Below are 23,493 nucleotides of genomic sequence, written 5' to 3' on the forward strand. Positions count from 1 at the left end.
TTCCTCAACTTATTCGCCAGCCTTCAAAGGGGCAATATTGCCGGAGATACTACATTATCTGCCGCGTCGAGTCACAGGAGATCAGCGTGAATAGCGCCGCCGGACGTGCTCCGACGGCGATAAAGACATCAATGTGTCTTGATATACAACTCTTTGCTGTAGACATAATCCTGAGGATTATGCAGCGGAAAACCGCCAACGTAGGGTTTAAGCAGTTTGATTAACGGCTGATAGTAGATGGGAATCAGCGGTGCCTGCTGGTTGATGATCACTTCTGCCTGCTGATACAACGCATTACGCTTTGTCGCATCAGTGATCTGCGTGGCCTGGTTTAGTAAGGCGTCATACTGCGCATTTTTCCAGTGACCGACGTTTTCTTCAATATCGCTTTTGAGCGTGTTCAGGAAGCTGGAAGCATCATTGTACGTCGCATCCCACGACTGCCGCGACAACATGAAATCACCGGTTCGTCGGGCATCAAGATAGGTTTTCCACTCCATTGTGCGCAGCGTCACCTGTGCACCCAGCCATTTTTTCCATTCGGAAGACAACGCTATCGCGGTCTTTTCATGCAGATCGTACTTGTTGTAGAACAGCTCAAAGCGTAGCGGATGAGAGGCGTCGTATCCCGCCTGTTTCAGCAAGGCTTTTGCCATCGCGACACGCTCACTCATTGGCTTTTGCAGTTCATCGAACGTCGTCGCGCTAAAGCCTTTTACCTCTGGCGGCGTCAGCGTGGTTGCGGGCGTTCTCAACCCCAGTACCTTTTGCGCAATAAGCTGTCGATCAACCGTAAGATATAGCGCCCGACGCACCCGCACATCGTTAAATGGCGGTTTCTCAAGGTTAAAGTTGTAATATTCGCTGTTCAGACGCGGGATAATTCGTAGCTCGCCAGGCAGTGATTTTTCAATGGCAGGAATTTGCTGCGCCGGAACCCAGGTGAGATCGACCTCTCCCGCGCGATAGCGGTTATAGCCGGTGACCGAATTATCCAGCGCCAGATACTCAACCTGTTGCAATACTGTATGTTGCGCATCGCGGTACTTTGGATTTTTGCGTGCAGTAATCTTTTCGTTAACTACCCACTGATCAAGCACAAAGGCACCGTTGTAAACCATGTTCTCTGGCTTACTCCAGCTATCGCCATGTTTAGCGATGACATGATGAGGAACCGGGAACAACGTCGGCCAGGCGAGCATCGTCGTAAACCAAGGAACTGGCTGCTCAAGCGTAACTTCAAGAGTACGATCATCCGTCGCTTTGATCCCCAGCGATGTAACATCTGCTTTACCCGCAACAATAGCCGCGGCATTGTTAATGTGCGCCTGTGCCAGATAGCCAGCAAAAGGGCTTGCCGTTTTCGGGTCAACCGCACGTTGCCAGCCGAGGACAAAATCCTCTGCCGTCAGAGGCTGACCGTCTGACCACTGCAAACCGCTACGTAGATGGAAAATATAGCGCTTGCCGCCGTCCAGTATCTCCCAGCGTTCAGCCTGAGCGGGCTGCACCTGGCCTTCACCGTCCATCCATACCAGACCTTCAAACAGATCCAGCACAATCTGCGCGGCAGTATTCTCCTCTACCTTTTGCGGGTCGAGCGTGCCTGGGTCGCTATGATTGTTGTAACGAAAAACTTGTTGCGGGGCGAGCGGTGTGTTGGCGGGAACGTCAGCAGCGTAGAGAGGAGCCACACTTACCAGGCTGACCAGCCATAATAAATTTCGCGTATACATGGTATTCCTTACCGGAGAAATTATAAGCCCGACAACAATACGCCTGTGGCATTGTTAGCTCAAACTTATCGCGAGTGATTTGGCTCACACTCCGGTAAAGATTCCCCATCACGCTAACGGTACATAAATATCCGTTTCCAGTCGCCGCTCTGTCATCCCTTCGGCAAGATTGGTGTAGTGAAACAGGATCGGGGCTTTGCGCATTTTTTCGCCGCTTGCAGGTAGCCAGTGGCGAATGATGCCCCATATCGTGTGTGAAATATCGTCCAGCTCGCCAACATGGCGGGCAACAGCATAACGCCCACCGGTAAGTTCGCCATTACTCACGCCATAACGATTATCGGGGATCGGTTCGCTAACGCTGCCGCAGATATCAAAGCGAAACGCTTCTGGTGCGGTGGTGGCTGGGTCGTCCCAGGCGACGCCAAAAGTCTGGCTTTGGTTAACAGGAGAAAGCCCCGTCTCTTTACGCCACATGATAAATTTCGCCACGCTGTAGTTGAGCAACTCAGGGCTACAGCGGTGCGGCAACATCGCCACAGGGATTGATGGGAAATCGATAATATTTACATCCAGTGTCAGGTTTGTCATTTTGCCTCCCTGCGAAATTATTCCCGGGAACGCGTCCCGGGAGCGGTAACAATTACGGATTTACTTTGCGGATCTGTTTGACGTCAATTTCAACAGAGTTCCAGTCTTTATCGACTTCACCCTGAATCTCAACTGTATCTTTCGGCGTCACCGTCACGCCGTTCCAGCGTTTGTGGTCGATATCAACATTGATAGTACCGCTGGCATCTTTGAACACGTAGAGATCGTCAGAGATGCGTTCAACGATATTGCCGCGCAGGGTTACCCAGGTGTCGTCACGCAGGGATTTTGCGCTTTCTACGGTCGTTACGCTGCCGTTCGGCCCCTGGAATCCTCCGGCCTGACTTTGCGTTGCCGATGGGCCAGAAAAACCGCCCTGCTCTGCTGCCATCACCGGTGCGCTGCACAGGGCCATTACTGCGATTACTGCTGCGAATTTTTTCATGTTTATTACTCCCTTTAATGTCTGTTTCCGAGCATTTAACAAGATAGTCCTTAACAACTTCTTAAGGGAAAAAAATAAAATTTAATGCTGTACAGAGCGCGTTACAACACGGTTTACTGGCAGCAAATACGGTTATCGCAGGGATGAAAAAATGCGAATTTTACTGATAGAAGATGACATGCTGATTGGCGACGGCATCAAAACGGGCCTTAGTAAAATGGGTTTTAGCATCGACTGGTTTACACAAGGTCGTCAGGGAAAAGAGGCGCTATATAGCGCGCCTTATGATGCGGTGATCCTGGATTTAACCTTACCAGGCATGGATGGTCGCGATATTTTGCGCGAATGGCGAGAAAAAGGTCAGCGTGAGCCGGTACTGATCCTGACCGCGCGCGATGCGCTGGCGGAACGTGTAGAAGGGCTGCGTCTGGGAGCTGACGATTATCTGTGTAAACCTTTTGCGTTGATAGAAGTCGCCGCCAGGCTGGAAGCTCTGATGCGCCGAACCAACGGCCAGGCCAGCAACGAGCTGCGCCACGGCAACGTCATGCTCGACCCCGGCAAACGTATCGCCACGCTGGCTGGCGAACCCTTAACGCTGAAACCAAAAGAATTTGCCCTGCTGGAATTACTGATGCGTAACGCTGGTCGGGTACTGCCGCGCAAACTGATTGAAGAGAAACTGTATACCTGGGACGAAGAGGTCACCAGTAATGCCGTTGAAGTGCATGTGCATCATCTGCGACGCAAACTCGGTAGTGATTTTATTCGTACCGTGCATGGTATTGGCTACACATTAGGTGAGAAATGAAATTTACCCAACGTCTTAGTCTGCGCGTCAGGCTGACGCTAATCTTTTTAATTCTGGCCTCAGTGACCTGGCTGCTTTCCAGCTTTGTCGCCTGGAAACAAACAACGGATAACGTCGATGAGTTGTTCGACACCCAACTGATGCTGTTTGCCAAGCGGTTAAGTACGCTCGATCTCAACGAAATCAACGCGGCAGATCGCATGGCACAGACGCCAAATAAATTAAAACACGGTCATGTTGATGACGATGCGCTGACCTTTGCCATCTTTACCCACGACGGCAGAATGGTCCTTAATGATGGCGATAACGGAGAAGATATTCCCTATAGCTATCAACGGGAAGGTTTTGCTGACGGGCAACTGGTGGGCGATAAAGATCAATGGCGTTTTGTCTGGATGACCTCACCTGATGGCAAATATCGCATCGTTGTTGGTCAGGAATGGGAATACCGTGAAGACATGGCGCTGGCGATTGTTGCCGGGCAATTGATCCCGTGGTTGGTCGCACTGCCGATTATGTTAATCATCATGATGGTACTACTGGGTCGTGAACTCGCGCCGCTGAACAAACTGGCGCTGGCACTACGTATGCGTGACCCTGACTCGGAAAAACCACTAAACGCGACTGGCGTACCCAGCGAAGTGCGTCCACTGGTTGAGTCGTTGAATCAACTGTTCGCCCGCACACATGCGATGATGGTTCGTGAACGACGCTTTACCTCTGACGCAGCTCACGAACTTCGTAGCCCGTTAACGGCGCTGAAAGTGCAAACCGAAGTTGCGCAGCTCTCTGACGATGATCCGCAGGCGCGGAAAAAAGCACTGCTCCAATTACATTCCGGGATCGATCGTGCTACTCGTCTGGTTGATCAACTGCTCACGCTATCGCGGCTGGACTCACTGGATAACCTTCAGGACGTCGCGGAGATCCCGCTTGAAGATCTCCTGCAATCGTCGGTGATGGATATTTACCACACGGCGCAGCAGGCGAACATTGACGTGCGACTGACACTCAATGCCAACGGCATCAAACGCACCGGACAACCGCTATTGCTAAGTTTGTTGGTGCGAAATTTGCTGGATAACGCCGTGCGCTACAGTCCACAGGGCAGCGTGGTGGACGTCACGCTGAATGCCGATAGTTTCATCGTGAGGGATAACGGCCCCGGTGTAACACCAGAGGCACTGGCGAGAATTGGCGAACGCTTCTATCGCCCACCCGGACAAACCGCTACCGGCAGTGGACTTGGGCTATCAATTGTCCAGCGAATCGCCAAGCTGCATGGCATGAATGTTGAGTTTGGGAATGCGGAACAAGGTGGATTTGAGACGAAGGTAAGCTGGTAAGGGTAAGATTTTTGCTAAATTCGCAAAAGACTTTGCACATTTTGCTAATTTCACCGTACCGCTCTGTGACGTACTATAGTCGGCAAACGTCTCACCTTGAGGTTAAAAAATGAGCAACATCCTGATTATCAACGGCGCGAAAAAATTCGCCCACTCCAATGGTCAACTGAACGACACCCTGACCGAAGTGGCGGATGGCACACTGCGCGACCTCGGGCATGATGTCCGCATCGTTCGCGCCGACAGCGACTACGATGTCAAAGCGGAAGTACAAAACTTTCTCTGGGCTGATGTGGTGTTCTGGCAGATGCCAGGCTGGTGGATGGGCGCGCCGTGGACAGTGAAAAAATACATTGATGATGTATTCACCGAAGGTCACGGGACTCTGTATGCCAGCGATGGTCGTACCCGCAAAGATCCGTCGAAAAAATACGGTTCTGGCGGTCTGGTACAAGGTAAAAAATATATGCTTTCCCTGACCTGGAACGCACCAATGGAAGCCTTCACCGAAAAAGATCAGTTCTTCCACGGCGTTGGTGTTGACGGTGTGTACCTGCCGTTTCATAAAGCAAACCAGTTCCTTGGCATGGAACCGCTGCCGACATTTATCGCTAATGACGTGATAAAAATGCCTGATGTTCCCCGCTATACTGAAGAATATCGCAAGCATCTTGTGGAAATTTTTGGTTAACTAGAGCTCTGGCTTTAGAAGGAGTTAACCATGATTACAGTAATCGCAGAAATCCGTACTCGTCCTGGTCAACATCACCGTCAGGCAGTGTTGGATCAGTTTGCTAAAATCGTTCCAACCGTACTGAAAGAAGAAGGTTGCCACGGCTATGCGCCAATGGTGGATTGCGCTGCTGGCGTGAGTTTCCAGTCTATGGCACCGGATTCTATCGTGATGATTGAGCAGTGGGAAAGCATCGCGCATCTTGAAGCGCATCTGCAAACCCCGCACATGAAAGCATATAGCGAAGCCGTAAAAGGTGACGTGCTGGAGATGAATATTCGTATCCTGCAGCCGGGGCTTTGACATTTCTAAAAAGAGGCCGGTGCTGCTACCGGTCTCAGCCCAGATTAGCCATTCTTTCTTCCCGTTTTCAGTCCTCGATGGAAATCGTTAATTCGCTTAATGGTTTTAACCGCACGCTGCGGCACTGCGGAAGCTACCGACCAGACAATCATTTCCAGACACAACAATACCGTACCATGTAGCGGCGTTTTCCCTTTTTCATCCCCGCGCGGAACATGAATCACAATACTGGCGTCTTTGCTAAAACGTGAATCCAGCGCGTTTGTCAGCAAAATAACAGGGATCCCCAGCCGCCTCGCCTCACGAAGCATTGTCAGCCCTTCCCGGTGCGCAGATTTTTGCGCCATCATGATCAGAACATCGCCACGTTGAAGCGCGATCAGTTGCTCGGCAAGGCCAATACCCGTACGGTTTAGTGCCGTGGCAGGCAAACCTATGCGGTTGAATAGTCGTGCGGTATAGTCCGCCAGAATACCCGAAGCGCCAATGCCAAAAATTGCGACTTGCCGTGCCTGCACCAACAACGCTACAGCTTGCGCAAGCGCGTGGCGGTTTTCAGGCTCTGACAGGACATTACAGGTATACAAATGCCCTTCAAGAACAAAGTCGATTGCGGTGTTAACATCGCTCGTCAAGTTACTCACCGTCGTAGACATCTTTTCGCTGGAACTAAGGGCTGGACCAAGCCACTGTTCCAGAGTGCGTTTCAGATCACGCAGCCCGGCAAACCCCAGGGCCTGTATAGCCCTGATAACTGTGGCATCGGAAGTGTTCAACGTGGCCGCAATTTCCATCGCCGTTTGCTCGAGTACCACTTCACGATGCTCATTAATGTAGCTGGCGACAACTCTTAACCCAGGCGTTAACTGACTCGCGCGAGTGCGAAAACGCTCACCAAAAATATCAACCCGCACTTTATCTTTCTGGATCATTTAGCCTCCGGTAGAGGTCGCCCTGCAATTTGTGATTGTATCTGCGCAGCCATCAGCCCCAGAGATGCAAAGGAGTTAGAAATTGCCTCTTCACGAGAAATCAGCACATAACGCCCGGAACGACAGGCAGTCAGAAACTGACACCATCCCGGCATGACTTTTTCCATTGCTGCCAGCTCATCCTGAGGTTTACCACCGGTGTCACCGCGCCAGGTTGCAAAAACAAAATCGGCATCCAGTTCAGGTAAACGCTCCGCGCTCACATCCATTCGCCCACCTTCAGGAATGCTCTCAATCAGCGGCGGAAAGCGAAAATCAGCATCGCGTAATACCCGCCCCAGCGAATGATAGCTATGCATCACATTAATTTTTCCCTGATTTGCCTGAATCACCGATACCGTTATTTTTTGGCTGTCCAGCGTCGCCTTCAGCGCATTGATTTGTGCCTGATAGCGGCGTTCAAGTATCGCCAGCTGCGACTGCGTTCCTGTAAGTTCTGCCAGCTTGCGGTAGATTTCTGGCGCGCCTCCTTTGAGATGATCAATGCTCACCGTGGGCGCAATTTTTTCCAGTTGTTCAATGGGCGTATTACGGGTCGGTTCTGTGATGATCAGGTCAGGCTTTGCCGCCACAATCGCTTCAATATCAATATCAGCGGTGCCAATAAAAGCGATCGATGAATTATCAAAGTCGACACCTGTCAATAACGCGCCTGATCGAATGAAATGGCTACCGTCAGGCCGGGTTCGCCCGTGGCTGGCGACAGGAGGTACACCGAGCTCAATCAGAGGAATAGTGATATCAAGATCGTGTAAAGAGACAATTCTCTTTGGATGAGCAGGAACAGTGACTTTGCGCCCTAAATCATCAGTAAAGACCTGAACAGGTTCTGTCGCGCGGGCAAAGAATGACAACAGTATCAGCAGAGAAAAAAATAAACGCATATAACTCCCATTAAAAACTGTTCCTGCGCTGCCAGAGCAGTAGCAAAAAGAATGGTCCACCAATCAATGAAATAATGATTCCGGCAGGCAGTTGCAAAGGCAAAAAAGCCAAACGACCAATGCTATCCGCCAGAATAACTAACAACGCCCCCGATACCGCGCTCCCCAGCAGTAATGTCGTCTGCCCGCCACGTAGAATAAAACGTGATATATGGGGTGCTATCAATCCGACAAAACCGATGTTACCAACACACGAAACGCAGACGGCTGTCAGGATTATTGGTGCGGCGACACGTAACAACGCCAGACGAGAACTATTCACCCCTAACCCGGTTGCAACCTGATGACCAAGCAGAGCGATATCCGCCGTCCTGGCGGTGAACAGCAATAAAAGAGCGGCTGGCAACATCCAACAGGCTGAAATACCGACTAACATCCAGTTAGCTGCATGCAGGCTTCCCGATAACCACATCAATGCAGTTTGTACATCTCGAACATCTGCAGTGGTCATAAATACACCGATACCGGCGGCGAAAAACCAGGAAACACCAATACCAATCAGAACAAATCGCGGGCGGGAAATATCGCGCGCACAAAAAATCACGATTAAAGCCACCAACAGGCCACCAGCAAGACCAGCCACTGGACGCCAGAACATTCCCAGCATTGGAAACTGGAAAATCAGCCACAGCACAGCCACGCTACATCCTTCTTTGACGCCGATTAACCCAGGATCGGCAAGGCCGTTACGTGCAATGGATTGCATTGCGGCCCCTGCCATACCTAACATGGCCCCGCATAGCAATGCCATGATGACTCTCGGCAAGCGAATATCCTGCACAATATAACGTGCGTCTGTGCTTACGTTTTCTGGAGAGAACAATGCTCGTCCTACTTCCGATGCCGGGACGGAGAAAGAGCCATGCATCAGACCGAATATCAGTATTCCAACCGCAAACAGAAACAACCCACCAAGCAACAGCAGATTTTTAGGGCGTACCAGTGTCGAAAACTTACCAACACGTAGTGGGCGTAGCCCGACGTTCATTATCCGACTCATTTGAACATCCTCGTCGCCATAATGACAAAAACAGGCGCACCAACTAACGCCGTCATGACACCGGTCGCTAACTCATAGGGCGTGAAAAGCGTCCGGGCAATAATATCTGCCAGTAATAACAAAAGCGCGCCGACACAAGCTGAAAGAGGGAGCAGAACGCGCAGATCCGCTGATACCAGACGCCGGACAATCTGCGGTACTAGCAGGCCGACAAAACCAATGGGGCCAGCAATCGATACGGCTGCGCCACAGAGCAACGCGATCGCAAGCAGGGTGAATGTTCGCGTGCGGAGTACAGAGACGCCCAGCCCCTGCGCCATGCGATCGCCCAGTGCCAACATGTTAAGGGAGGGTGCAAGGTAAAGGGCTAACACAAATCCCCCCAGAGAAAACCAGGCGGACGTACCCAGCGTCGCCCAATCCTGCCCCGCTAAATCACCTGCTAGCCATGTCCGCATCGCCAGCAGTGTTTGTTCGTCAAGAATCAGGATTGCAGCCGTTATTGAGGACACGAACGCCGATAGCGCCACGCCGCATAAAGTAACTTTCATTGGCGTTACCCCTGAACGCCCTGCGGAGGAAAGCAGCAATATCAACAGGAACAATAACGCGCCCCCCGTAGATGCCAGCAGTGGGCGTCCAACCGGAAAGGCCAGTCCAAGCGCACTGGCGGCAACGACAGCAAGAGCGGCTCCGGCATTTAAGCCTAAAATATGTGGTTCCCCCAATGGGTTACGAATGACAGCCTGCAACAAAGCACCAGCAACACCAAGAGAAGCACCGGTAAGCAATGCTGCTGCTAAACGCGGCAAACGGAGTCTTACAATTACGTTGTGATCGAAGTTTTGCGGATCAAAATGAAGAAATGCCTGCAACACCGTTTGTGGTGCAATAAATCGGGCACCAATCCCTGGATATACCACGCATCCCACCAGCAATAAGGCGAGGAAAATTACAGTAACCAGCCCTGTGCGCATCATACTTTTTCTACACCACGAAACGGCATGAAGAACGGCTTTCCCGTCAGAGGATTTATTGATGCGTGAACATCAACGTCAAAGACAGCTTTTACCAGTTCAGGCGTGCAATGCTCCCCCTCATTCAACACACGCACCACTTTCCCCTGGCGTAAAAATATCAACGTATCGCCATAATTGACGGCAAAATTCAGATCATGCAACACCACGACGACTGTACGCCCGTGATGACGCGTTAAATCATGTAATAACTCAAGAATTTCAACCTGATAACGTAAATCAAGCCAAGTTGTGGGTTCATCCAGTAGGATATAAGGCGTCTTTTGCGCCAACACCATCGCAATCCAGCAACGCTGGCGCTGCCCACCAGAGAGTTTTTCAACAGGTAAATGTGCAAACTCCTGCGTACCGGTTAATTTCAGAGCCTCTTCTACCGCCTGCTCGTCGGCGTCGCTCCATTGACGAATGAAATTCTGCCAGGGAAAACGCCCACGCGACACCAGTTCATAAACGGTTAAGCCCTCCGGCAATAATGGCGACTGCGGCAAGATCCCAAGTCTACGGGATAACGCTTTCGTTGGTTGCTCGTGAATCGCTTTGCCATCAAGCAATATCGAACCGCCCATAGGTTGCAAGATACGTGCAATGGTGCTGAGCAACGTCGACTTTCCACAGCCGTTTGCCCCAACCAGAACGGTCATTTTTTCTGTGGGAACGGAGAAAGAAACACCATCAACAATGATTTTCTTGTGATACCCGGCAGAAACATTGTCGAGGATCAGCCCCTGCCCTTTTGCGTTATGTGCCACGTGTACGCCAACTTAATCAAAGACAAACAAAAATAAAACTCATTCTCCTTTGAGAGTTTGACGCCACAAAATGTAGTAGTCAAGCAGTTAAAAGCCACACAAAAACAAGGTAAATAACAGGCAAAACATTTTTATAAATAAAAATAAAAACATTAAATATCAATAAATTAAAAGCAATCAAATTGTATAAACTTTTCATAAAAACACATGTAGCAATTTTTTGTTATTTCTCATTTACTACTACATTACTGCGTGATTGAATGATTCTCAATTACATATCCGATGGCGAAATAACAAACGGATAGTGCTTAGTGAGCAATAAGAAACAATTTTCACTCGCGACAATCCGCGAGTTTTTGGGATAACAGACTAAATGGCTATGTTCACACCTTCATTCTCAGGACTCAAAGGTCGGGCGCTCTTTTCACTGCTTTTTGCGGCACCGATGATTCATGCAACAGACTCTGTAACGACCAAAGATGGCGAAACAATCACTGTTACAGCAGATGCAAATACCGCAACTGAGGCAACCGATGGTTATCAACCTCTGAGCACCTCCACGGCGACATTAACCGATATGCCGATGCTGGATATCCCGCAGGTGGTCAATACGGTTAGCGATCAGGTTCTGGAAAACCAGAATGCGACAACGCTGGATGAGGCGCTTTATAACGTCAGTAACGTGGTACAGACCAATACATTAGGCGGGACTCAGGATGCTTTTGTACGCCGTGGGTTTGGCGCAAACCGGGATGGCTCCATCATGACCAACGGTCTGCGAACCGTACTTCCTCGCAGTTTCAACGCCGCCACAGAACGTGTGGAAGTGCTAAAAGGCCCGGCCTCCACGCTGTATGGCATTCTCGATCCTGGCGGACTGATTAACGTCGTGACCAAGCGCCCGGAAAAAACATTCCATGGTTCGGTTTCAGCCACCTCCTCCAGTTTTGGTGGCGGCACTGGGCAACTTGATATCACAGGTCCCATTGAAGGCACTCAGCTGGCGTATCGCCTTACCGGGGAAGTGCAGGATGAAGATTACTGGCGAAACTTCGGTAAAGAGCGCAGTACATTTATTGCCCCGTCACTCACCTGGTTTGGTGATAATGCAACAGTAACCATGCTCTATTCCCATCGGGACTATAAAACTCCGTTCGATCGTGGAACGATTTTCGACCTTACGACGAAACAGCCCGTAAACGTTGATCGAAAAATACGTTTTGACGAACCGTTTAATATTACAGATGGTCAGTCCGATCTGGCGCAACTCAACGCAGAATATCATCTCAATAGCCAGTGGACAGCGCGCTTTGATTACAGCTACAGCCAGGATAAATACAGCGATAATCAGGCGCGTGTTACCGCGTATGATGCAACGACAGGAACACTGACACGGCGTGTTGATGCAACTCAGGGATCTACCCAGCGTATGCATGCTACTCGTGCGGATCTGCAAGGGAATGTTGATATTGCCGGATTCTATAATGAGATTCTGGGTGGGGTGTCATATGAATATTATGATCTTCTGCGTACAGATATGATTCGCTGTAAAAAAGCTAAAGATTTCAATATCTACAACCCTGTTTATGGTAATACCAGCAAATGTACAACGGTTTCGGCGTCGGACAGTGATCAGACGATCAAACAGGAGAGCTACTCAGCGTATGCACAGGACGCACTCTATCTGACCGATAACTGGATTGCCGTCGCCGGGATCCGCTATCAGTATTACACGCAGTATGCGGGTAAAGGCCGTCCTTTTAATGTCAATACTGACAGCCGCGATGAACAATGGACTCCCAAACTGGGGTTGGTCTACAAACTGACGCCATCGGTATCCTTATTTGCCAATTATTCGCAAACATTTATGCCGCAGTCGTCAATTGCCAGCTACATTGGCGATCTTCCACCAGAATCATCTAATGCTTACGAAGTCGGGGCAAAATTCGAGCTATTCGATGGTATCACCGCAGATATTGCGCTGTTTGATATCCATAAACGTAATGTGTTGTATACCGAAAGTGTTGGTGATGAAACCATTGCCAAAACGGCAGGCCGTGTTCGTTCAAGAGGGGTAGAAGTCGACCTTGCGGGAGCATTAACTGAAAACATTAATATCATTGCCAGCTACGGCTATACCGATGCTAAGGTTCTGGAAGATCCTGATTATGCAGGTAAACCATTGCCGAATGTTCCTCGTCATACCGGTTCGCTATTCCTGACCTATGACATTCATAACATGCCTGGCAATAACACACTGACGTTTGGCGGTGGTGGACATGGCGTAAGCCGTCGTTCGGCAACCAATGGGGCTGACTATTATCTGCCAGGCTATTTTGTTGCCGATGCCTTCGCCGCATACAAAATGAAATTGCAGTATCCGGTCACACTGCAATTAAACGTCAAAAACCTGTTTGATAAAACGTATTACACCTCTTCCATCGCCACAAATAATCTGGGGAATCAGATTGGCGATCCGCGTGAAGTGCAATTCACGGTGAAAATGGAATTTTGATCAAAAAAGCCCGGTATGTTTACCGGGCTGAGACTGATGACAAACTCCAAATTGTCTGATGCGCTACGCCCATCAGATCTACCATAGAAATTCAATATATTAAATTTTCATATATTTTTAGGCTGTAAACACACCTTAATCTGTTCGTAATATTCATTATTAATCAGATAAAATCTCATGATGAGTCCGGTAATCAGGTTAAGTATCGCGGGAATGATCGTCATTAACAGGCAGATCCCCCACAACGCCTGTGGTGTTTGTTCTACGCCAGGTTGATAGTCCATAAACGCTAAAGCGATTCCGATAAACCCTCCCGCCAGTCCCATACCAAACTTTTGAAAAAAGAGAATCCCGCCAAATGCCAGTCCAGAAACACGTTGCCCCGTTTTCATTTCACCATAATCCACTGACTCAGCAATGGATGCCCAATAAATGGGAAGCTGAATATCAGTCAGAAAGGTCACCACAATATAAAATGTAAAAGCTAACACTATAGAATTTGGTTGCACGAAATACATCGCACCACCCACCACGAACGCCAGTAATTGGGTATAACGAAATATTTTTATTTTGTCGTAGAGTCGAGTAAGCCAGGTGCAAGCGATCATAGCCAGAACAGAGGCGATCACGCCTGAAGTTAAAAACGGTGAAATTAAAGCATCCCCACCATTCAGGTAATATTTTGCATAATATGCAGCGACAGAGTTACGAATAATCCCGCCAAACATAATGATCGCAATTACAGCGCCCAAAATGAGCCATTGATCATTTTTGATCAGTAACCGAAACTGCGCGGCCATACCGAGACTGGGTTTTGGATGGTAGATGCGCTCTCTCACGCTAAAAAAACAATACAGGCATAAACACGTTGCCAGAATTCCCATTGCCCCCATTGCTATTTGATAACCCAGTTGTACGTTATTCTTCCCAAGATACATTGCAGATAAAGGAACAATAATTGTTACGGCGAACATGGCAATTTTTGTCATAACAAAACGATAACCATTGGCGCTCAATCGCTCTTGTGGATCATCCGTGATAACGCTGATTAATGAAACATAAGGAATAGCGATTAACGTATAGGTCAAGGTAAGTAACACATAGGTAGCCCAGGCCCATAAAAGCTTAACTGAATAATCGGTATTAGGTGTGGTGAACATCAACCAAATGCTTATCCCAAACGGTATTGACATAAAAAGCAACCACGGCCGATATTTTCCCCAACGTGTATTCGTTCTGTCTGTCATTGTTCCCACAACTGGATCAATCACAGCATCAAGGATACGTACAGAAAATAACAGAATACCTAAGTCGACGGGTTTCAGACCAAATACATCCGTGTAAAAATAAGTGATGATCATGGCCAAAGACATCATTACTATCGCGATAGCCATATCACCAGCACCAAAACCTATCTTTTCATTTATTGTAAGTTTCATACACAGCACTCATTGATTACGTGAACTTATATTAAAAACAAATATATCTGAACTCATTCAGCACATAACTTTACGAGTGAGCATAAATGCATTGGTTGATACCACAACAAACCATTGAGTCAATATTGAGCAACATCACATAAAAACCAATTTCACTTAATCTCATGATTTATATATTTAATTGTGGTTTTTTCTGTTTTATGTCACAGATAGTGAACAAGCACCATGCGTAATAAAAGTTAAAGAATGTAGAGTTGGTATCAACCACTTGAAATGAGGCTTTGTCATGATAAAAATTTATAAAGCCAGTAAAGGTCAGCTAAAGCATCGTGAAATCTTTGATGAAATAAAGAAAAAAGTAGATAACGGTGAATGGAAAGAAGGCAAAGCCATACCGACAGAAAGGGAATTGTCAGAATATTATTTAAGTAGCAGAACAACTATTCGAAAGGCAATAGAAAGTCTTAAACAACGCGGCTACCTGCATAGTGTCCACGGGCAAGGAACATTTGTATTGCCTTCTCGTAGTAGAGAAAATCATTTATTGCATAGTTTTACCGACGATATTAAAGCTCGAGGTGGTATACCAGCACAGAATATTCTTGAGATAGGCTATGTTCCTGTCAGTGATGTTATCAGAAAAAATCTCGACCTGGATATCCATGTCCAAACCGTATTCTGTATAAAACGCGTTCGCTATATGGGAAGTACCCCCCTGGGTATTCAGACATCATGGCTTGCATTAAATGACAGGCAAGAAATAACCCAAGAAGATCTGCTGGCGACGGGTTCGCTCTATATTTTACTGGAAGAAAAACTCGCTATTAAACCTTTAGAAGCAACAGAAATTATCTCTGCCCGGCTTCCCTCGCCCCTTGAGCGTCAATTACTGGAACTGACTGCCGATGATGTCGTATTAAGTTGTACCCGCGTCACGTTATCCGTGGAACGCAAACCAATGGAGTATGTAGAGATGGTGTATCCCGCAAGCCGGTACTCCTACAAAGCACGAATTACAAAAGACAGTTTTAGCGTGTAACAGAGAGAATATTGTGAACAAAATAGAACAAGCTGTAATTTATAACAAAATATTAGGTTCTTTAGCCTGCGCAGGTATGGGCGATGCATTAGGCGCAGCGACTGAACTCTACAGCATTGATGAAATAAAAGCTCAATGGGGAGGTTTTTTAAATGCCTTTGTTTCTCCTCCTGCCGATACATTCGCTGGCTCATTAAATGGTATTGCGGGACTTATCACCGACGATTCCAGCCAAATGTATGTGTTTTCAGAAGGGTTAATTGAGGCTGGATTTGATAACTTCACCAATAATGACTGGTTAGCTTGTCTTCTGCGTTGGGCCGATATGCAGCCCTACGCAAATTATAAAGGCCCCACAACAGAACAAATCGTCAAGGCACTAAAAGAAGGTAGACCAACAAACACCATTGGGCGTATTGGAACATCTTCTCGTCAGGCACCCAATGTCGGCACCACGAATGGAGCAGGAATGCGTGTAGCCCCTGCAGGATTGATCTGGCCAGGCAAGAAAGAAAAAGCGTGTCACCTGGCGCTAATAACTTGCCTACCTTCGCATGACACCAATATTGCGATTGCCAGCGCTTGCGCCATCGCTGCGGCGACATCACAAGCTATGTTACCAGAAGCTTCGCTCACATCATTACTGGACGCCGCAATCTGGGGAGCGAATTACGGCGAACGCCTGGCCAAACAATATGCACGATGTGTCGCAGGGCCATCTATCGCCATGCGCATCCAACTTGCAGCGGACATCGCCAGACGAGCCAATGACCTGGAGTCTTGTCTGCGAGAAATGGAAGGTTTGGTTGGTAACTCTGTTGCCGCCCATGAATCCATTCCTGCGGCAATCGGTCTATTGCTGTACTGCAAAGGAGAACCCTGGGAAACCATTCATGCCTGCGCCAATATTGGCAATGACACCGATAGCATCGCTACGATGGCAGGCGCAATTGCAGGGGCATGGCGCGGTTTTGATGCGCTCCCTGAAGATAAATATGCCTTTTTCCGCGCCGTAAATAATAAAGATTTCGATATTGAAGCGATCGCATCGGGTCTGACATTGCTTGCATTAGAGGCACAGGAGAAATAATGAACATGCCAGCCCGTACTCCTGTTATGCCATTAGCGCAAACTCGTGAGGAGATAAATGCTACGGCGGCATCGTTACGCCATTTGGCAGCTATCTGGGGTGAATGTTTTTCTACTTTTCAGCTCGATAAACGTGCTGTTGAACGCGTCTGTATAGTGGGATCGGGCGACTCCTGGACGGTGGCACTATGTGCCGCCGCCTGGCTGGGGAAATACACACATCTGTTTTGTTACGCATTGCAAACGTGGGATTTTCTTCAGACTGATTTAACCCGTTATCAGAAAGAAACGTTAATCATTATTCTCAGTGCAAGTGGCAGACCATCAATGACCGTTGACGCCCTCTGCCACGCAGTATGCTCAAACGCGCAAGTGCTGGGTGTGACGAATTGCCCTGGAACACCATTTTGCGCAATAACAGAAAACATGCTCTATACATGGGCGAATAAGCAGGGTATTCCAACGCAAAGTAGTAGCGTCACACTTTATGCCCTCCTGCGCTTAGCGCAAAAATTATGTCCAGGCTTAACACCACTGCAGATTGAAGATGATTTGGAAGGGAAATTTAGCCAGATTAATCAGCACTGGCAGCAAAAGAAGCGCCATTTTTACCAACAAAAAGAGATAACGTTTCTTGGGAGTGGCTTAAGTTGGGGACTGGCAATATCGGGGAGCAATTTACTTTCTTGCGGCCCACAGATTCGTGCGACAGCCCTTCCACTGGAAGAATTTTATCATTCATTACGCTTACATCAGGCTGGTGTCGGTCAGCATTATATTTTACTACCAGCCACATCCTGCGAGTCCCCATTTTACCTTGCAACCCAAAAAGCAATTGTTGAACAGGGAGCGACAGCAGAATTAATCAGTTTTATACCTGACGCCAGTGAGTCCAACAATTTATTTCTGGTCATGCAGTGGTTATATGAAATGTGCTGGCATTTAAGTTGTGATTATGTCGACGCAGGCGGGCAACGCGTTAGCCATAGGGAGAAATAAGACTATGAAGAAATTTGATGTCGCCGCTTTAGGCAGTGGAAATATAGATATTTTTTTATCTATCCCGTCACTCCCCACTCGTGGCGGTAAAGTTGTCGGGACACGTCTGGGTGAACAAGCTGGCGGCACAGTCGCCAACAGTGCCTGTGCGATGGGACAACTGGGTCTCAATGTGGTATCTGTTTCATGTGTGGGCAATGATCATTCAGCCTCGATCATTCTTGATGGATTTAAAAAATATCATGTAAATTGTGATTTCGTTCAGGTAATTCCGGAATTGATTGCCAATACCGCGATTATCTTTATTGATGAATTAGGTGAAAAAACGTTGGTTTACTCGCCTGGTAGTGATCATGAGTGGGATAAAGAAAAAGCCCTGCAGGCAATTGCGCAAAGCCGTTATTTTTATACGATGCCAGCAGATATCGAGAAATTTCGTATGCTGGCCGAATATTCCCGTAGCCAGATGACAAAAGTTGTCGTTGATATTGAGCCTCATATCATTGCAACACCTGAACACCTTGCCAGAATTTTACACCTTGCTGATATTGCGATATTTAATTATGACGGTTTTATTCGTGGCTATGCAACAGAGCCAGATTTTACACTTCTGCATGATATACAAGACGAGTATCAACTTGACGCTGTCGTGGTTACGCTGGATGTTAGGGGAGTAATTGCAGTCAAAGGCAATGAGCAAGTAAAAATAGGTAGTTATACAATTCCCGTTATTGATACCACAGGCGCTGGAGATACTTTTAATGGTGCATTTGTTTATAGCTTAATAAAAAATATGCCCTTAATTGAAGCACTAAAATTTGCTTCTGCCACAGCAGCAATAAATATTACTGCATTAGGTGCCAGAGGTCATCTGCCGACACCATCGGAGGTTAATCTTTTTCTTTCACAACACGACTAAAATCATATATATACAAAGGTAAATATCATGAAAATAAGATATGCCGCTATTTTTCTGGCATTACCGCTGTTATGCACAACAGCGCAGGCAAACAGTTTTCTTCATTATGCTGGGGAGTTTAACTTCCGGACGGGAGAAAAGCAGAACAATGTCACAATCGCGGGGCTATCAGCCATCACATTTGATGCAAAAAAAAATATTTTCTATGCTATTAACGATAGCAGAAACAATAATAAAGAAGGAGATGCCAGTCTTTATACACTAAAAATACAGGTATCATCCAGGGGCATTGAGCAAGTGAATTTTCTCAACCAGCGTCCACTGCTTGATGCAAAACAGCAACCTTTCGTGACCAATACGGTGGATGCCGAAGGTCTGGCCCTGACACACAATGGTAAATCATTACTCTGGAGTTCGGAGTTAGGTGCTCCACTGCGTCTGAGCACTCTCGATGGCGTAATGGAGAAAGATTTTACGTCTTTATTTCCTGCTCGCTTTAATATTAGTTCTGACAAAGAGAGCAGCAATGGTATTCGCAGCGGCAACGCCTGGGAGGGCCTGACAGTTACACCAGATGGAAAATCACTTTTTATCGCCGTTGAAAGCAGCCTTAAACAGGATGGGCCTATTGCAAGTCCAATAAATTCAGGCACATCACGCTTACTGCAATTTTCTATAGATGCAGACGGTCGACCTTCAAAGCAATTGCATGAATATCTCTATATTACTGATCCTGTTCCGCAAGTGAGTAAGTTCGGTATTAATGATAATGGCGTATCCGAGGTCATAGCGCTGAATGATCACCAATTGTTGGTCATCGAACGTTCCGGCAGAAACGTCAGTGCTGGGTTCAATGACTGGGATTACTCTGTCAGAGTTTATATGGTCGATTTAACTGCTGCCAGCGATATCAAGAATATTGACAGTCTGCAAGATTGGTCCAATAAATCCACGTTACAACCCGTCAGTAAAAAATTATTAATTGATTTTGCTGATTACACTTCCTCTGCGGATTGTATTGAAGGGGTAACCTTCGGTCCTCTGATTGATGGGCATACATCGTTAATATTTGTATCTGATAATAATTTCCAGCCCCATCAACAGACGAAATTTTATCTATTCATTGATAAGGAAAACAAACTTAAAATTTAAAGTCAAACTATAGATACAAAAACATTCTAATACATGGAATCATCAGATGGTGTATTCGATCACCAAAAATATATTTTATTCTGAAAGGGAATATTATGAATTCTTATCTTAAAATATCACTTGCAGGAATAACAATGTTATCCTGCCTGTCACCTACACTAGTCTGTGCAGAACAGCCGCATGGATTTATTGATTATCGCCATGAGTATCTTGATGATACTCGCACCCACGCGGACCGCGTTGAATTTGGTACATTTTTTAGTAATGGTATCGGTTTGATGGGAGAATTACGCTATAACACCGATGAAGGTGATAAAGATAAGTGGGACCCCTCACAATTTGGCAATAACGGAACAGGATTATCTGTTGTTTACCGCTTTAAGCCGCTGGATGACAAAAAATTCTGGTTAGAACCCATGTTCTGGCTTGATACCACGCAATATTGGTCAACTTACGAATATGGTCTTTCTGCGGGTTATGACTTCAGCAAAGAATGGAAAGTTTCAGGTCGGTTTCGTTATGACATGGATAAAGCCACCGATAAATCCAAAGGTTATGGCAACGATGATCGTAATAACCGCCGTTACGATGTGTGGATCGACTATCGACCACAAAAAACCAACTTCCAATATCAGTTAAACCTGGTCTATTACAATAATGGTTATTTAACCTGGAATGATGGCCATAAAAACTATACCGCATCATTTAAAGTAGGGTACAAAATGGGATCGTGGATACCCTATATGAGTATTGCGGATTATAAAGGTGTGGATAAAACATCAAGTAATCGCCAAATCCGCTGGCGCTGGGGTCTGACTTATACTTTCTAATCTGGAATAAAAAATGAATAATAAATTTAAAATCATTCTCTGGATGATGCTCTCTGCTCTGCCTGCTTTATCTTACGCACAGGTAAAAAATATAGTTACTGGCGAATATAGTGCGGTCAGTAAAATTATCACAGAAAAGGAAACTCTCTATCCATCCGATAAGATATTATTGGTTTTTGACATTGATAACACGTTATTAACGAGTGGCACTCGCATTGGCGGTGATATCTGGTATCAATGGCAAACCGATAAATTGCCTTTAAAGCCGGATGACTCGCAAAAAGTTCCTTGCCTGTATGAAAATACAATCAGTATGCTTTACGAACTTAGCCCTATGCAGCTTACCGAGCCACAGTTACCGACAATGTTAAAACAGTGGCAACAAAAGCATACCGCTTTTGCTCTGACATCCCGTGCACCGGATACTCTCTTTCCGACATTGCGGGAATTAAAGCGAAACGGCATTGATTTTTCGTCTTCCGCACTCAGGAAGAAAGAGGATACTTTGCCACCCTTTGAAAAAGGGAAACTCAAACGGTCATGGCTGTACAGCCAGGGGGTATTTTTTTCTTCCGGGCAAGATAAAGGCGTAATTCTCGATTATATGCTGGATAAAATGGGGAACAAATATGACGCGATTGTTTTTATCGATGACGGGCAAGCAAACATTCATGCGATGACGAAGATGTTCTCTAAGGATAAATGGTCCTCTACGGATTTTACCATTATTCACTATACCAGAGTGGAGGATGAGCTTATTAAACAACAAGGTGCAGTAATAACAACTGCACAAGCAGAAAAAATGGCTACGGACTGGAAAACTCTGGCTGGTTCGCTGGCAACACTATTTCCAGATCGTAATAAACTGTGCCCAATAAAATAATCAACGACAACCCGGCAAAACACATGTTTGCCGGGTTAAGATTATCAGACCTCAATCTCTGCCATGTCGCCTTTCTCTTGCAACCAGTTGCGGCGATCTTCCGAGCGTTTCTTCGCCAGCAGCATATCCATCATCGCGTCAGTACGCTGATCGTCTTCATCATCGATAGTCAACTGCACCAGACGGCGAGTGTTCGGATCAAGCGTGGTTTCGCGCAATTGCATCGGGTTCATTTCCCCGAGACCTTTAAAACGCTGAACGTTTGGCTTGCCTTTCTTGCGTTTTAATTGCTCAAGTACGCCCTCTTTCTCTTCTTCCGTCAGCGCGTAATAAACCTCTTTCCCGAGGTCAATACGGTAGAGCGGTGGCAGTGCAACGTAAACGTGACCGTGTTTCACCAATGCGCGGAAGTGTTTTACAAACAAAGCGCAGAGCAGCGTGGCAATGTGCAGACCATCGGAGTCAGCATCCGCCAGGATACAGATCTTGCCGTAACGAAGCTGGCTCAAATCGTCGCTGTCAGGATCGATACCGATAGCTACCGAAATATCGTGCACTTCCTGCGAAGCCAGCACTTCGTCGGAAGAGACTTCCCAGGTGTTAAGGATCTTACCTTTCAGTGGCATGATCGCCTGATATTCGCGATCGCGCGCCTGCTTGGCAGATCCGCCTGCGGAGTCACCTTCCACAAGGAATAGTTCGGTACGGTTAAGATCCTGCGCGGTACAGTCAGCCAATTTACCAGGCAGCGCCGGGCCGCTGGTTAGCTTTTTACGCACCACTTTTTTAGCCGCACGCATACGACGCTGGGCGCTGGAAATCGCCATCTCTGCCAACAGCTCCGCCGCCTGAACGTTCTGGTTCAGCCACAGGATGAAGGCATCTTTCACCACGCCCGAAACGAATGCCGCACACTGACGCGAAGAGAGACGTTCTTTGGTCTGCCCGGCAAACTGCGGATCCTGCATTTTTACTGACAGCACATAGGCGCAGCGATCCCAGATATCTTCCGCCGACAGCTTTACACCGCGCGGCAGAATGTTGCGGTATTCACAGAACTCACGCATCGCGTCCAGCAGGCCCTGACGCAGGCCATTAACATGGGTACCGCCCTGCATCGTTGGGATCAGGTTGACGTAGCTTTCGGTCAGCAGTTCACCGCCTTCCGGTAGCCACAGTAGCGCCCAGTCCACCGCTTCAGTATCGCCAGCGAAATTACCGATAAACGGTTTTTCTGGCAGCGTCGGTAAACCGTTTACCGCTTCCGCCAGGTAATCATTCAGACCGTCCTGATAGCACCAGCGCTGTTCGGTGTTGTTGATCTCATCTTTAAAGGTGATCTCAACACCAGGGCACAGTACTGCTTTGGCCTTCAGCACATGCGTCAGGCGTGAAACAGAAAAACGCGGGCTGTCAAAGAAGGTTTCATCCGGCCAGAAGTGCACGCTGGTACCGGTATTGCGCTTACCGCAAGTGCCGACAACCTGTAAATCCTGCACCTTTTCGCCATTTTCAAAGGCGATGTTATAAACCTGACCATCGCGGCGTACGTTAACTTCTACGCGCTTCGAAAGGGCGTTAACCACCGAAATCCCCACGCCATGCAGGCCGCCAGAGAACTGGTAATTTTTGTTAGAGAATTTACCGCCTGCATGCAGACGGCAAAGAATCAGTTCAACCGCCGGTACCCCCTCTTCCGGGTGAATATCCACCGGCATCCCGCGCCCATCGTCAATCACTTCTAACGACTGGTCAGCATGTAAGATTACGTCCACGCGTTTTGCGTGACCCGCCAGTGCTTCATCGACACTGTTATCAATAACTTCTTGCCCCAAATGGTTAGGGCGAGTGGTATCGGTATACATCCCCGGACGGCGGCGAACCGGCTCAAGCCCAGTGAGTACCTCAATGGCATCAGCGTTATAAGTTTGCGTCATGGTT

Annotated in this window: 22 protein-coding genes; 12 read left to right on the forward strand and 10 right to left on the reverse strand. The window is 47.5% G+C overall.

All coding sequences use genetic code 11. The annotated features are described in order from the left end of the window. Positions 1 to 128 precede the first annotated feature (128 nt). The 3 genes from ACJHWT_RS00195 to ygiW all read right to left on the reverse strand — a co-directional run bounded on the left by ACJHWT_RS00195 (position 129) and on the right by ygiW (position 2,772). Positions 129 to 1,736 (reverse strand): ABC transporter substrate-binding protein, encoded by a 1,608-nt coding sequence (locus ACJHWT_RS00195; protein ID WP_000288665.1) that lies wholly within the window; start codon positions 1,734 to 1,736, stop codon positions 129 to 131. A 108-nt stretch (positions 1,737 to 1,844) separates the two neighbouring features. Then, positions 1,845 to 2,327: a GyrI-like domain-containing protein gene (locus tag ACJHWT_RS00200; RefSeq protein ID WP_000183493.1), complete on the reverse strand. Its 483-nt coding sequence runs from the start codon at positions 2,325 to 2,327 to the stop codon at positions 1,845 to 1,847. Between the two features lie 52 nt (positions 2,328 to 2,379). Further along, the gene (gene ygiW, locus ACJHWT_RS00205; protein WP_000712658.1) at positions 2,380 to 2,772 is read right to left on the reverse strand and encodes an OB fold stress tolerance protein YgiW; all 393 of its coding nucleotides are present in this window, start codon (positions 2,770 to 2,772) and stop codon (positions 2,380 to 2,382) included. A 151-nt stretch (positions 2,773 to 2,923) separates the two neighbouring features. On the opposite strand from ygiW, the gene qseB reads away from it, so the two are divergent. The 4 genes from qseB to ACJHWT_RS00225 all read left to right on the forward strand — a co-directional run bounded on the left by qseB (position 2,924) and on the right by ACJHWT_RS00225 (position 5,965). Next, entirely contained in the window at positions 2,924 to 3,583 is a 660-nt protein-coding gene (gene qseB / locus ACJHWT_RS00210) for a quorum sensing response regulator transcription factor QseB (RefSeq protein WP_001221478.1), read from the forward strand. Then, a complete protein-coding gene (gene qseC, locus ACJHWT_RS00215; RefSeq protein WP_000673349.1) occupies positions 3,580 to 4,929 on the forward strand; it encodes a quorum sensing histidine kinase QseC in 1,350 nt (449 codons plus the stop codon). The genes qseB and qseC overlap by 4 nt, the downstream gene beginning before the upstream one ends. Positions 4,930 to 5,038: 109 nt before the next feature. Next, positions 5,039 to 5,620, forward strand: coding sequence for an NADPH:quinone oxidoreductase MdaB (gene mdaB, locus ACJHWT_RS00220; protein ID WP_000065421.1), 582 nt, complete (start codon positions 5,039 to 5,041; stop codon positions 5,618 to 5,620). A 30-nt stretch (positions 5,621 to 5,650) separates the two neighbouring features. After that, positions 5,651 to 5,965 (forward strand): putative quinol monooxygenase, encoded by a 315-nt coding sequence (locus ACJHWT_RS00225; RefSeq protein WP_000633738.1) that lies wholly within the window; start codon positions 5,651 to 5,653, stop codon positions 5,963 to 5,965. A gap of 44 nt (positions 5,966 to 6,009) precedes the next feature. Here ACJHWT_RS00225 and ACJHWT_RS00230 read toward each other — a convergent pair whose 3' ends face one another. Genes ACJHWT_RS00230 through ACJHWT_RS00250 form a run of 5 tightly spaced genes read right to left on the reverse strand, consistent with a single transcriptional unit; the run spans position 6,010 to position 10,687 of the window. After that, positions 6,010 to 6,897 carry a MurR/RpiR family transcriptional regulator gene (locus ACJHWT_RS00230; protein WP_000614959.1) on the reverse strand — a complete coding sequence of 296 codons (888 nt, stop codon included), beginning with the start codon at positions 6,895 to 6,897 and terminating at the stop codon, positions 6,010 to 6,012. Next, on the reverse strand, positions 6,894 to 7,841 hold the full coding sequence (locus tag ACJHWT_RS00235) for an iron-siderophore ABC transporter substrate-binding protein (protein WP_001318046.1): 948 nt from the start codon (positions 7,839 to 7,841) through the stop codon (positions 6,894 to 6,896). Before ACJHWT_RS00235 ends, ACJHWT_RS00230 begins: the two co-directional genes overlap by 4 nt. 10 nt (positions 7,842 to 7,851) lie before the next feature. Next, positions 7,852 to 8,889 (reverse strand): FecCD family ABC transporter permease, encoded by a 1,038-nt coding sequence (locus tag ACJHWT_RS00240; RefSeq protein ID WP_001357675.1) that lies wholly within the window; start codon positions 8,887 to 8,889, stop codon positions 7,852 to 7,854. Positions 8,890 to 8,897: 8 nt separating this feature from the next. Beyond that, entirely contained in the window at positions 8,898 to 9,881 is a 984-nt protein-coding gene (locus tag ACJHWT_RS00245; RefSeq protein ID WP_001696213.1) for a FecCD family ABC transporter permease, read from the reverse strand. After that, a complete protein-coding gene (locus tag ACJHWT_RS00250) occupies positions 9,878 to 10,687 on the reverse strand; it encodes an ABC transporter ATP-binding protein (RefSeq protein WP_000940874.1) in 810 nt (269 codons plus the stop codon). The genes ACJHWT_RS00245 and ACJHWT_RS00250 overlap by 4 nt, the downstream gene beginning before the upstream one ends. A gap of 373 nt (positions 10,688 to 11,060) precedes the next feature. On the opposite strand from ACJHWT_RS00250, the gene ACJHWT_RS00255 reads away from it, so the two are divergent. After that, positions 11,061 to 13,202, forward strand: a complete 2,142-nt coding sequence (locus ACJHWT_RS00255) for a TonB-dependent siderophore receptor (protein WP_001240666.1) — start codon at positions 11,061 to 11,063, stop codon at positions 13,200 to 13,202. Between the two features lie 107 nt (positions 13,203 to 13,309). Here ACJHWT_RS00255 and ACJHWT_RS00260 read toward each other — a convergent pair whose 3' ends face one another. Continuing rightward, the gene (locus ACJHWT_RS00260) at positions 13,310 to 14,641 is read right to left on the reverse strand and encodes an MFS transporter (RefSeq protein WP_000778884.1); all 1,332 of its coding nucleotides are present in this window, start codon (positions 14,639 to 14,641) and stop codon (positions 13,310 to 13,312) included. Between the two features lie 286 nt (positions 14,642 to 14,927). Here ACJHWT_RS00260 and ACJHWT_RS00265 point away from each other — a divergent pair, with 286 nt between their 5' ends. The 7 genes from ACJHWT_RS00265 (at position 14,928) to ACJHWT_RS00295 (ending at position 21,552) form a co-directional block, all read left to right on the forward strand. Next, on the forward strand, positions 14,928 to 15,680 hold the full coding sequence (locus ACJHWT_RS00265) for a GntR family transcriptional regulator (protein ID WP_000591154.1): 753 nt from the start codon (positions 14,928 to 14,930) through the stop codon (positions 15,678 to 15,680). A gap of 13 nt (positions 15,681 to 15,693) precedes the next feature. Continuing rightward, positions 15,694 to 16,770: an ADP-ribosylglycohydrolase family protein gene (locus tag ACJHWT_RS00270; RefSeq protein ID WP_001033122.1), complete on the forward strand. Its 1,077-nt coding sequence runs from the start codon at positions 15,694 to 15,696 to the stop codon at positions 16,768 to 16,770. Continuing rightward, on the forward strand, positions 16,770 to 17,768 hold the full coding sequence (locus tag ACJHWT_RS00275; protein WP_001318049.1) for an SIS domain-containing protein: 999 nt from the start codon (positions 16,770 to 16,772) through the stop codon (positions 17,766 to 17,768). Before ACJHWT_RS00270 ends, ACJHWT_RS00275 begins: the two co-directional genes overlap by 1 nt. Before the next feature lie 4 nt (positions 17,769 to 17,772). Next, on the forward strand, positions 17,773 to 18,687 hold the full coding sequence (locus ACJHWT_RS00280; protein WP_000712976.1) for a carbohydrate kinase family protein: 915 nt from the start codon (positions 17,773 to 17,775) through the stop codon (positions 18,685 to 18,687). A 27-nt stretch (positions 18,688 to 18,714) separates the two neighbouring features. Then, positions 18,715 to 19,839 carry an esterase-like activity of phytase family protein gene (locus ACJHWT_RS00285; protein ID WP_065203311.1) on the forward strand — a complete coding sequence of 375 codons (1,125 nt, stop codon included), beginning with the start codon at positions 18,715 to 18,717 and terminating at the stop codon, positions 19,837 to 19,839. Positions 19,840 to 19,934: 95 nt separating this feature from the next. Continuing rightward, positions 19,935 to 20,669: a porin gene (locus ACJHWT_RS00290; RefSeq protein WP_001317336.1), complete on the forward strand. Its 735-nt coding sequence runs from the start codon at positions 19,935 to 19,937 to the stop codon at positions 20,667 to 20,669. A gap of 13 nt (positions 20,670 to 20,682) precedes the next feature. Beyond that, complete coding sequence (locus ACJHWT_RS00295) at positions 20,683 to 21,552, forward strand: DUF2608 domain-containing protein (protein WP_001060174.1); 870 nt, start codon at positions 20,683 to 20,685, stop codon at positions 21,550 to 21,552. Positions 21,553 to 21,596: 44 nt separating this feature from the next. Here the strand turns inward: ACJHWT_RS00295 and parE are convergent, their stop codons facing one another. Beyond that, positions 21,597 to 23,489, reverse strand: coding sequence for a DNA topoisomerase IV subunit B (gene parE, locus ACJHWT_RS00300; RefSeq protein ID WP_000195296.1), 1,893 nt, complete (start codon positions 23,487 to 23,489; stop codon positions 21,597 to 21,599). Between the last annotated feature and the right edge of the window lie 4 nt (positions 23,490 to 23,493).

The organism is Escherichia sp. WS338, assembly GCF_046486405.1.
GTDB lineage: Bacteria > Pseudomonadota > Gammaproteobacteria > Enterobacterales > Enterobacteriaceae > Escherichia > Escherichia coli.

What these genes read in the sequence shown, in the direction of transcription:
- qseB (WP_001221478.1), top strand. Translation starts at nt 2,924, where the DNA reads ATGCGAATTTTACTGATAGAAGATGACATGCTGATTGGCGACGGCATC.
- ACJHWT_RS00295 (WP_001060174.1), top strand. Translation starts at nt 20,683, where the DNA reads ATGAATAATAAATTTAAAATCATTCTCTGGATGATGCTCTCTGCTCTG.
- parE (WP_000195296.1), bottom strand. Translation starts at nt 23,489, where the DNA reads ATGACGCAAACTTATAACGCTGATGCCATTGAGGTACTCACTGGGCTT.
- ACJHWT_RS00280 (WP_000712976.1), top strand. Translation starts at nt 17,773, where the DNA reads ATGAAGAAATTTGATGTCGCCGCTTTAGGCAGTGGAAATATAGATATT.
- ACJHWT_RS00200 (WP_000183493.1), bottom strand. Translation starts at nt 2,327, where the DNA reads ATGACAAACCTGACACTGGATGTAAATATTATCGATTTCCCATCAATC.
- ACJHWT_RS00255 (WP_001240666.1), top strand. Translation starts at nt 11,061, where the DNA reads ATGGCTATGTTCACACCTTCATTCTCAGGACTCAAAGGTCGGGCGCTC.
- ACJHWT_RS00225 (WP_000633738.1), top strand. Translation starts at nt 5,651, where the DNA reads ATGATTACAGTAATCGCAGAAATCCGTACTCGTCCTGGTCAACATCAC.
- mdaB (WP_000065421.1), top strand. Translation starts at nt 5,039, where the DNA reads ATGAGCAACATCCTGATTATCAACGGCGCGAAAAAATTCGCCCACTCC.
- qseC (WP_000673349.1), top strand. Translation starts at nt 3,580, where the DNA reads ATGAAATTTACCCAACGTCTTAGTCTGCGCGTCAGGCTGACGCTAATC.
- ACJHWT_RS00265 (WP_000591154.1), top strand. Translation starts at nt 14,928, where the DNA reads ATGATAAAAATTTATAAAGCCAGTAAAGGTCAGCTAAAGCATCGTGAA.
- ACJHWT_RS00290 (WP_001317336.1), top strand. Translation starts at nt 19,935, where the DNA reads ATGAATTCTTATCTTAAAATATCACTTGCAGGAATAACAATGTTATCC.
- ACJHWT_RS00245 (WP_001696213.1), bottom strand. Translation starts at nt 9,881, where the DNA reads ATGATGCGCACAGGGCTGGTTACTGTAATTTTCCTCGCCTTATTGCTG.
- ACJHWT_RS00275 (WP_001318049.1), top strand. Translation starts at nt 16,770, where the DNA reads ATGAACATGCCAGCCCGTACTCCTGTTATGCCATTAGCGCAAACTCGT.
- ACJHWT_RS00235 (WP_001318046.1), bottom strand. Translation starts at nt 7,841, where the DNA reads ATGCGTTTATTTTTTTCTCTGCTGATACTGTTGTCATTCTTTGCCCGC.
- ygiW (WP_000712658.1), bottom strand. Translation starts at nt 2,772, where the DNA reads ATGAAAAAATTCGCAGCAGTAATCGCAGTAATGGCCCTGTGCAGCGCA.
- ACJHWT_RS00260 (WP_000778884.1), bottom strand. Translation starts at nt 14,641, where the DNA reads ATGAAACTTACAATAAATGAAAAGATAGGTTTTGGTGCTGGTGATATG.
- ACJHWT_RS00195 (WP_000288665.1), bottom strand. Translation starts at nt 1,736, where the DNA reads ATGTATACGCGAAATTTATTATGGCTGGTCAGCCTGGTAAGTGTGGCT.
- ACJHWT_RS00240 (WP_001357675.1), bottom strand. Translation starts at nt 8,889, where the DNA reads ATGAACGTCGGGCTACGCCCACTACGTGTTGGTAAGTTTTCGACACTG.
- ACJHWT_RS00285 (WP_065203311.1), top strand. Translation starts at nt 18,715, where the DNA reads ATGAAAATAAGATATGCCGCTATTTTTCTGGCATTACCGCTGTTATGC.
- ACJHWT_RS00230 (WP_000614959.1), bottom strand. Translation starts at nt 6,897, where the DNA reads ATGATCCAGAAAGATAAAGTGCGGGTTGATATTTTTGGTGAGCGTTTT.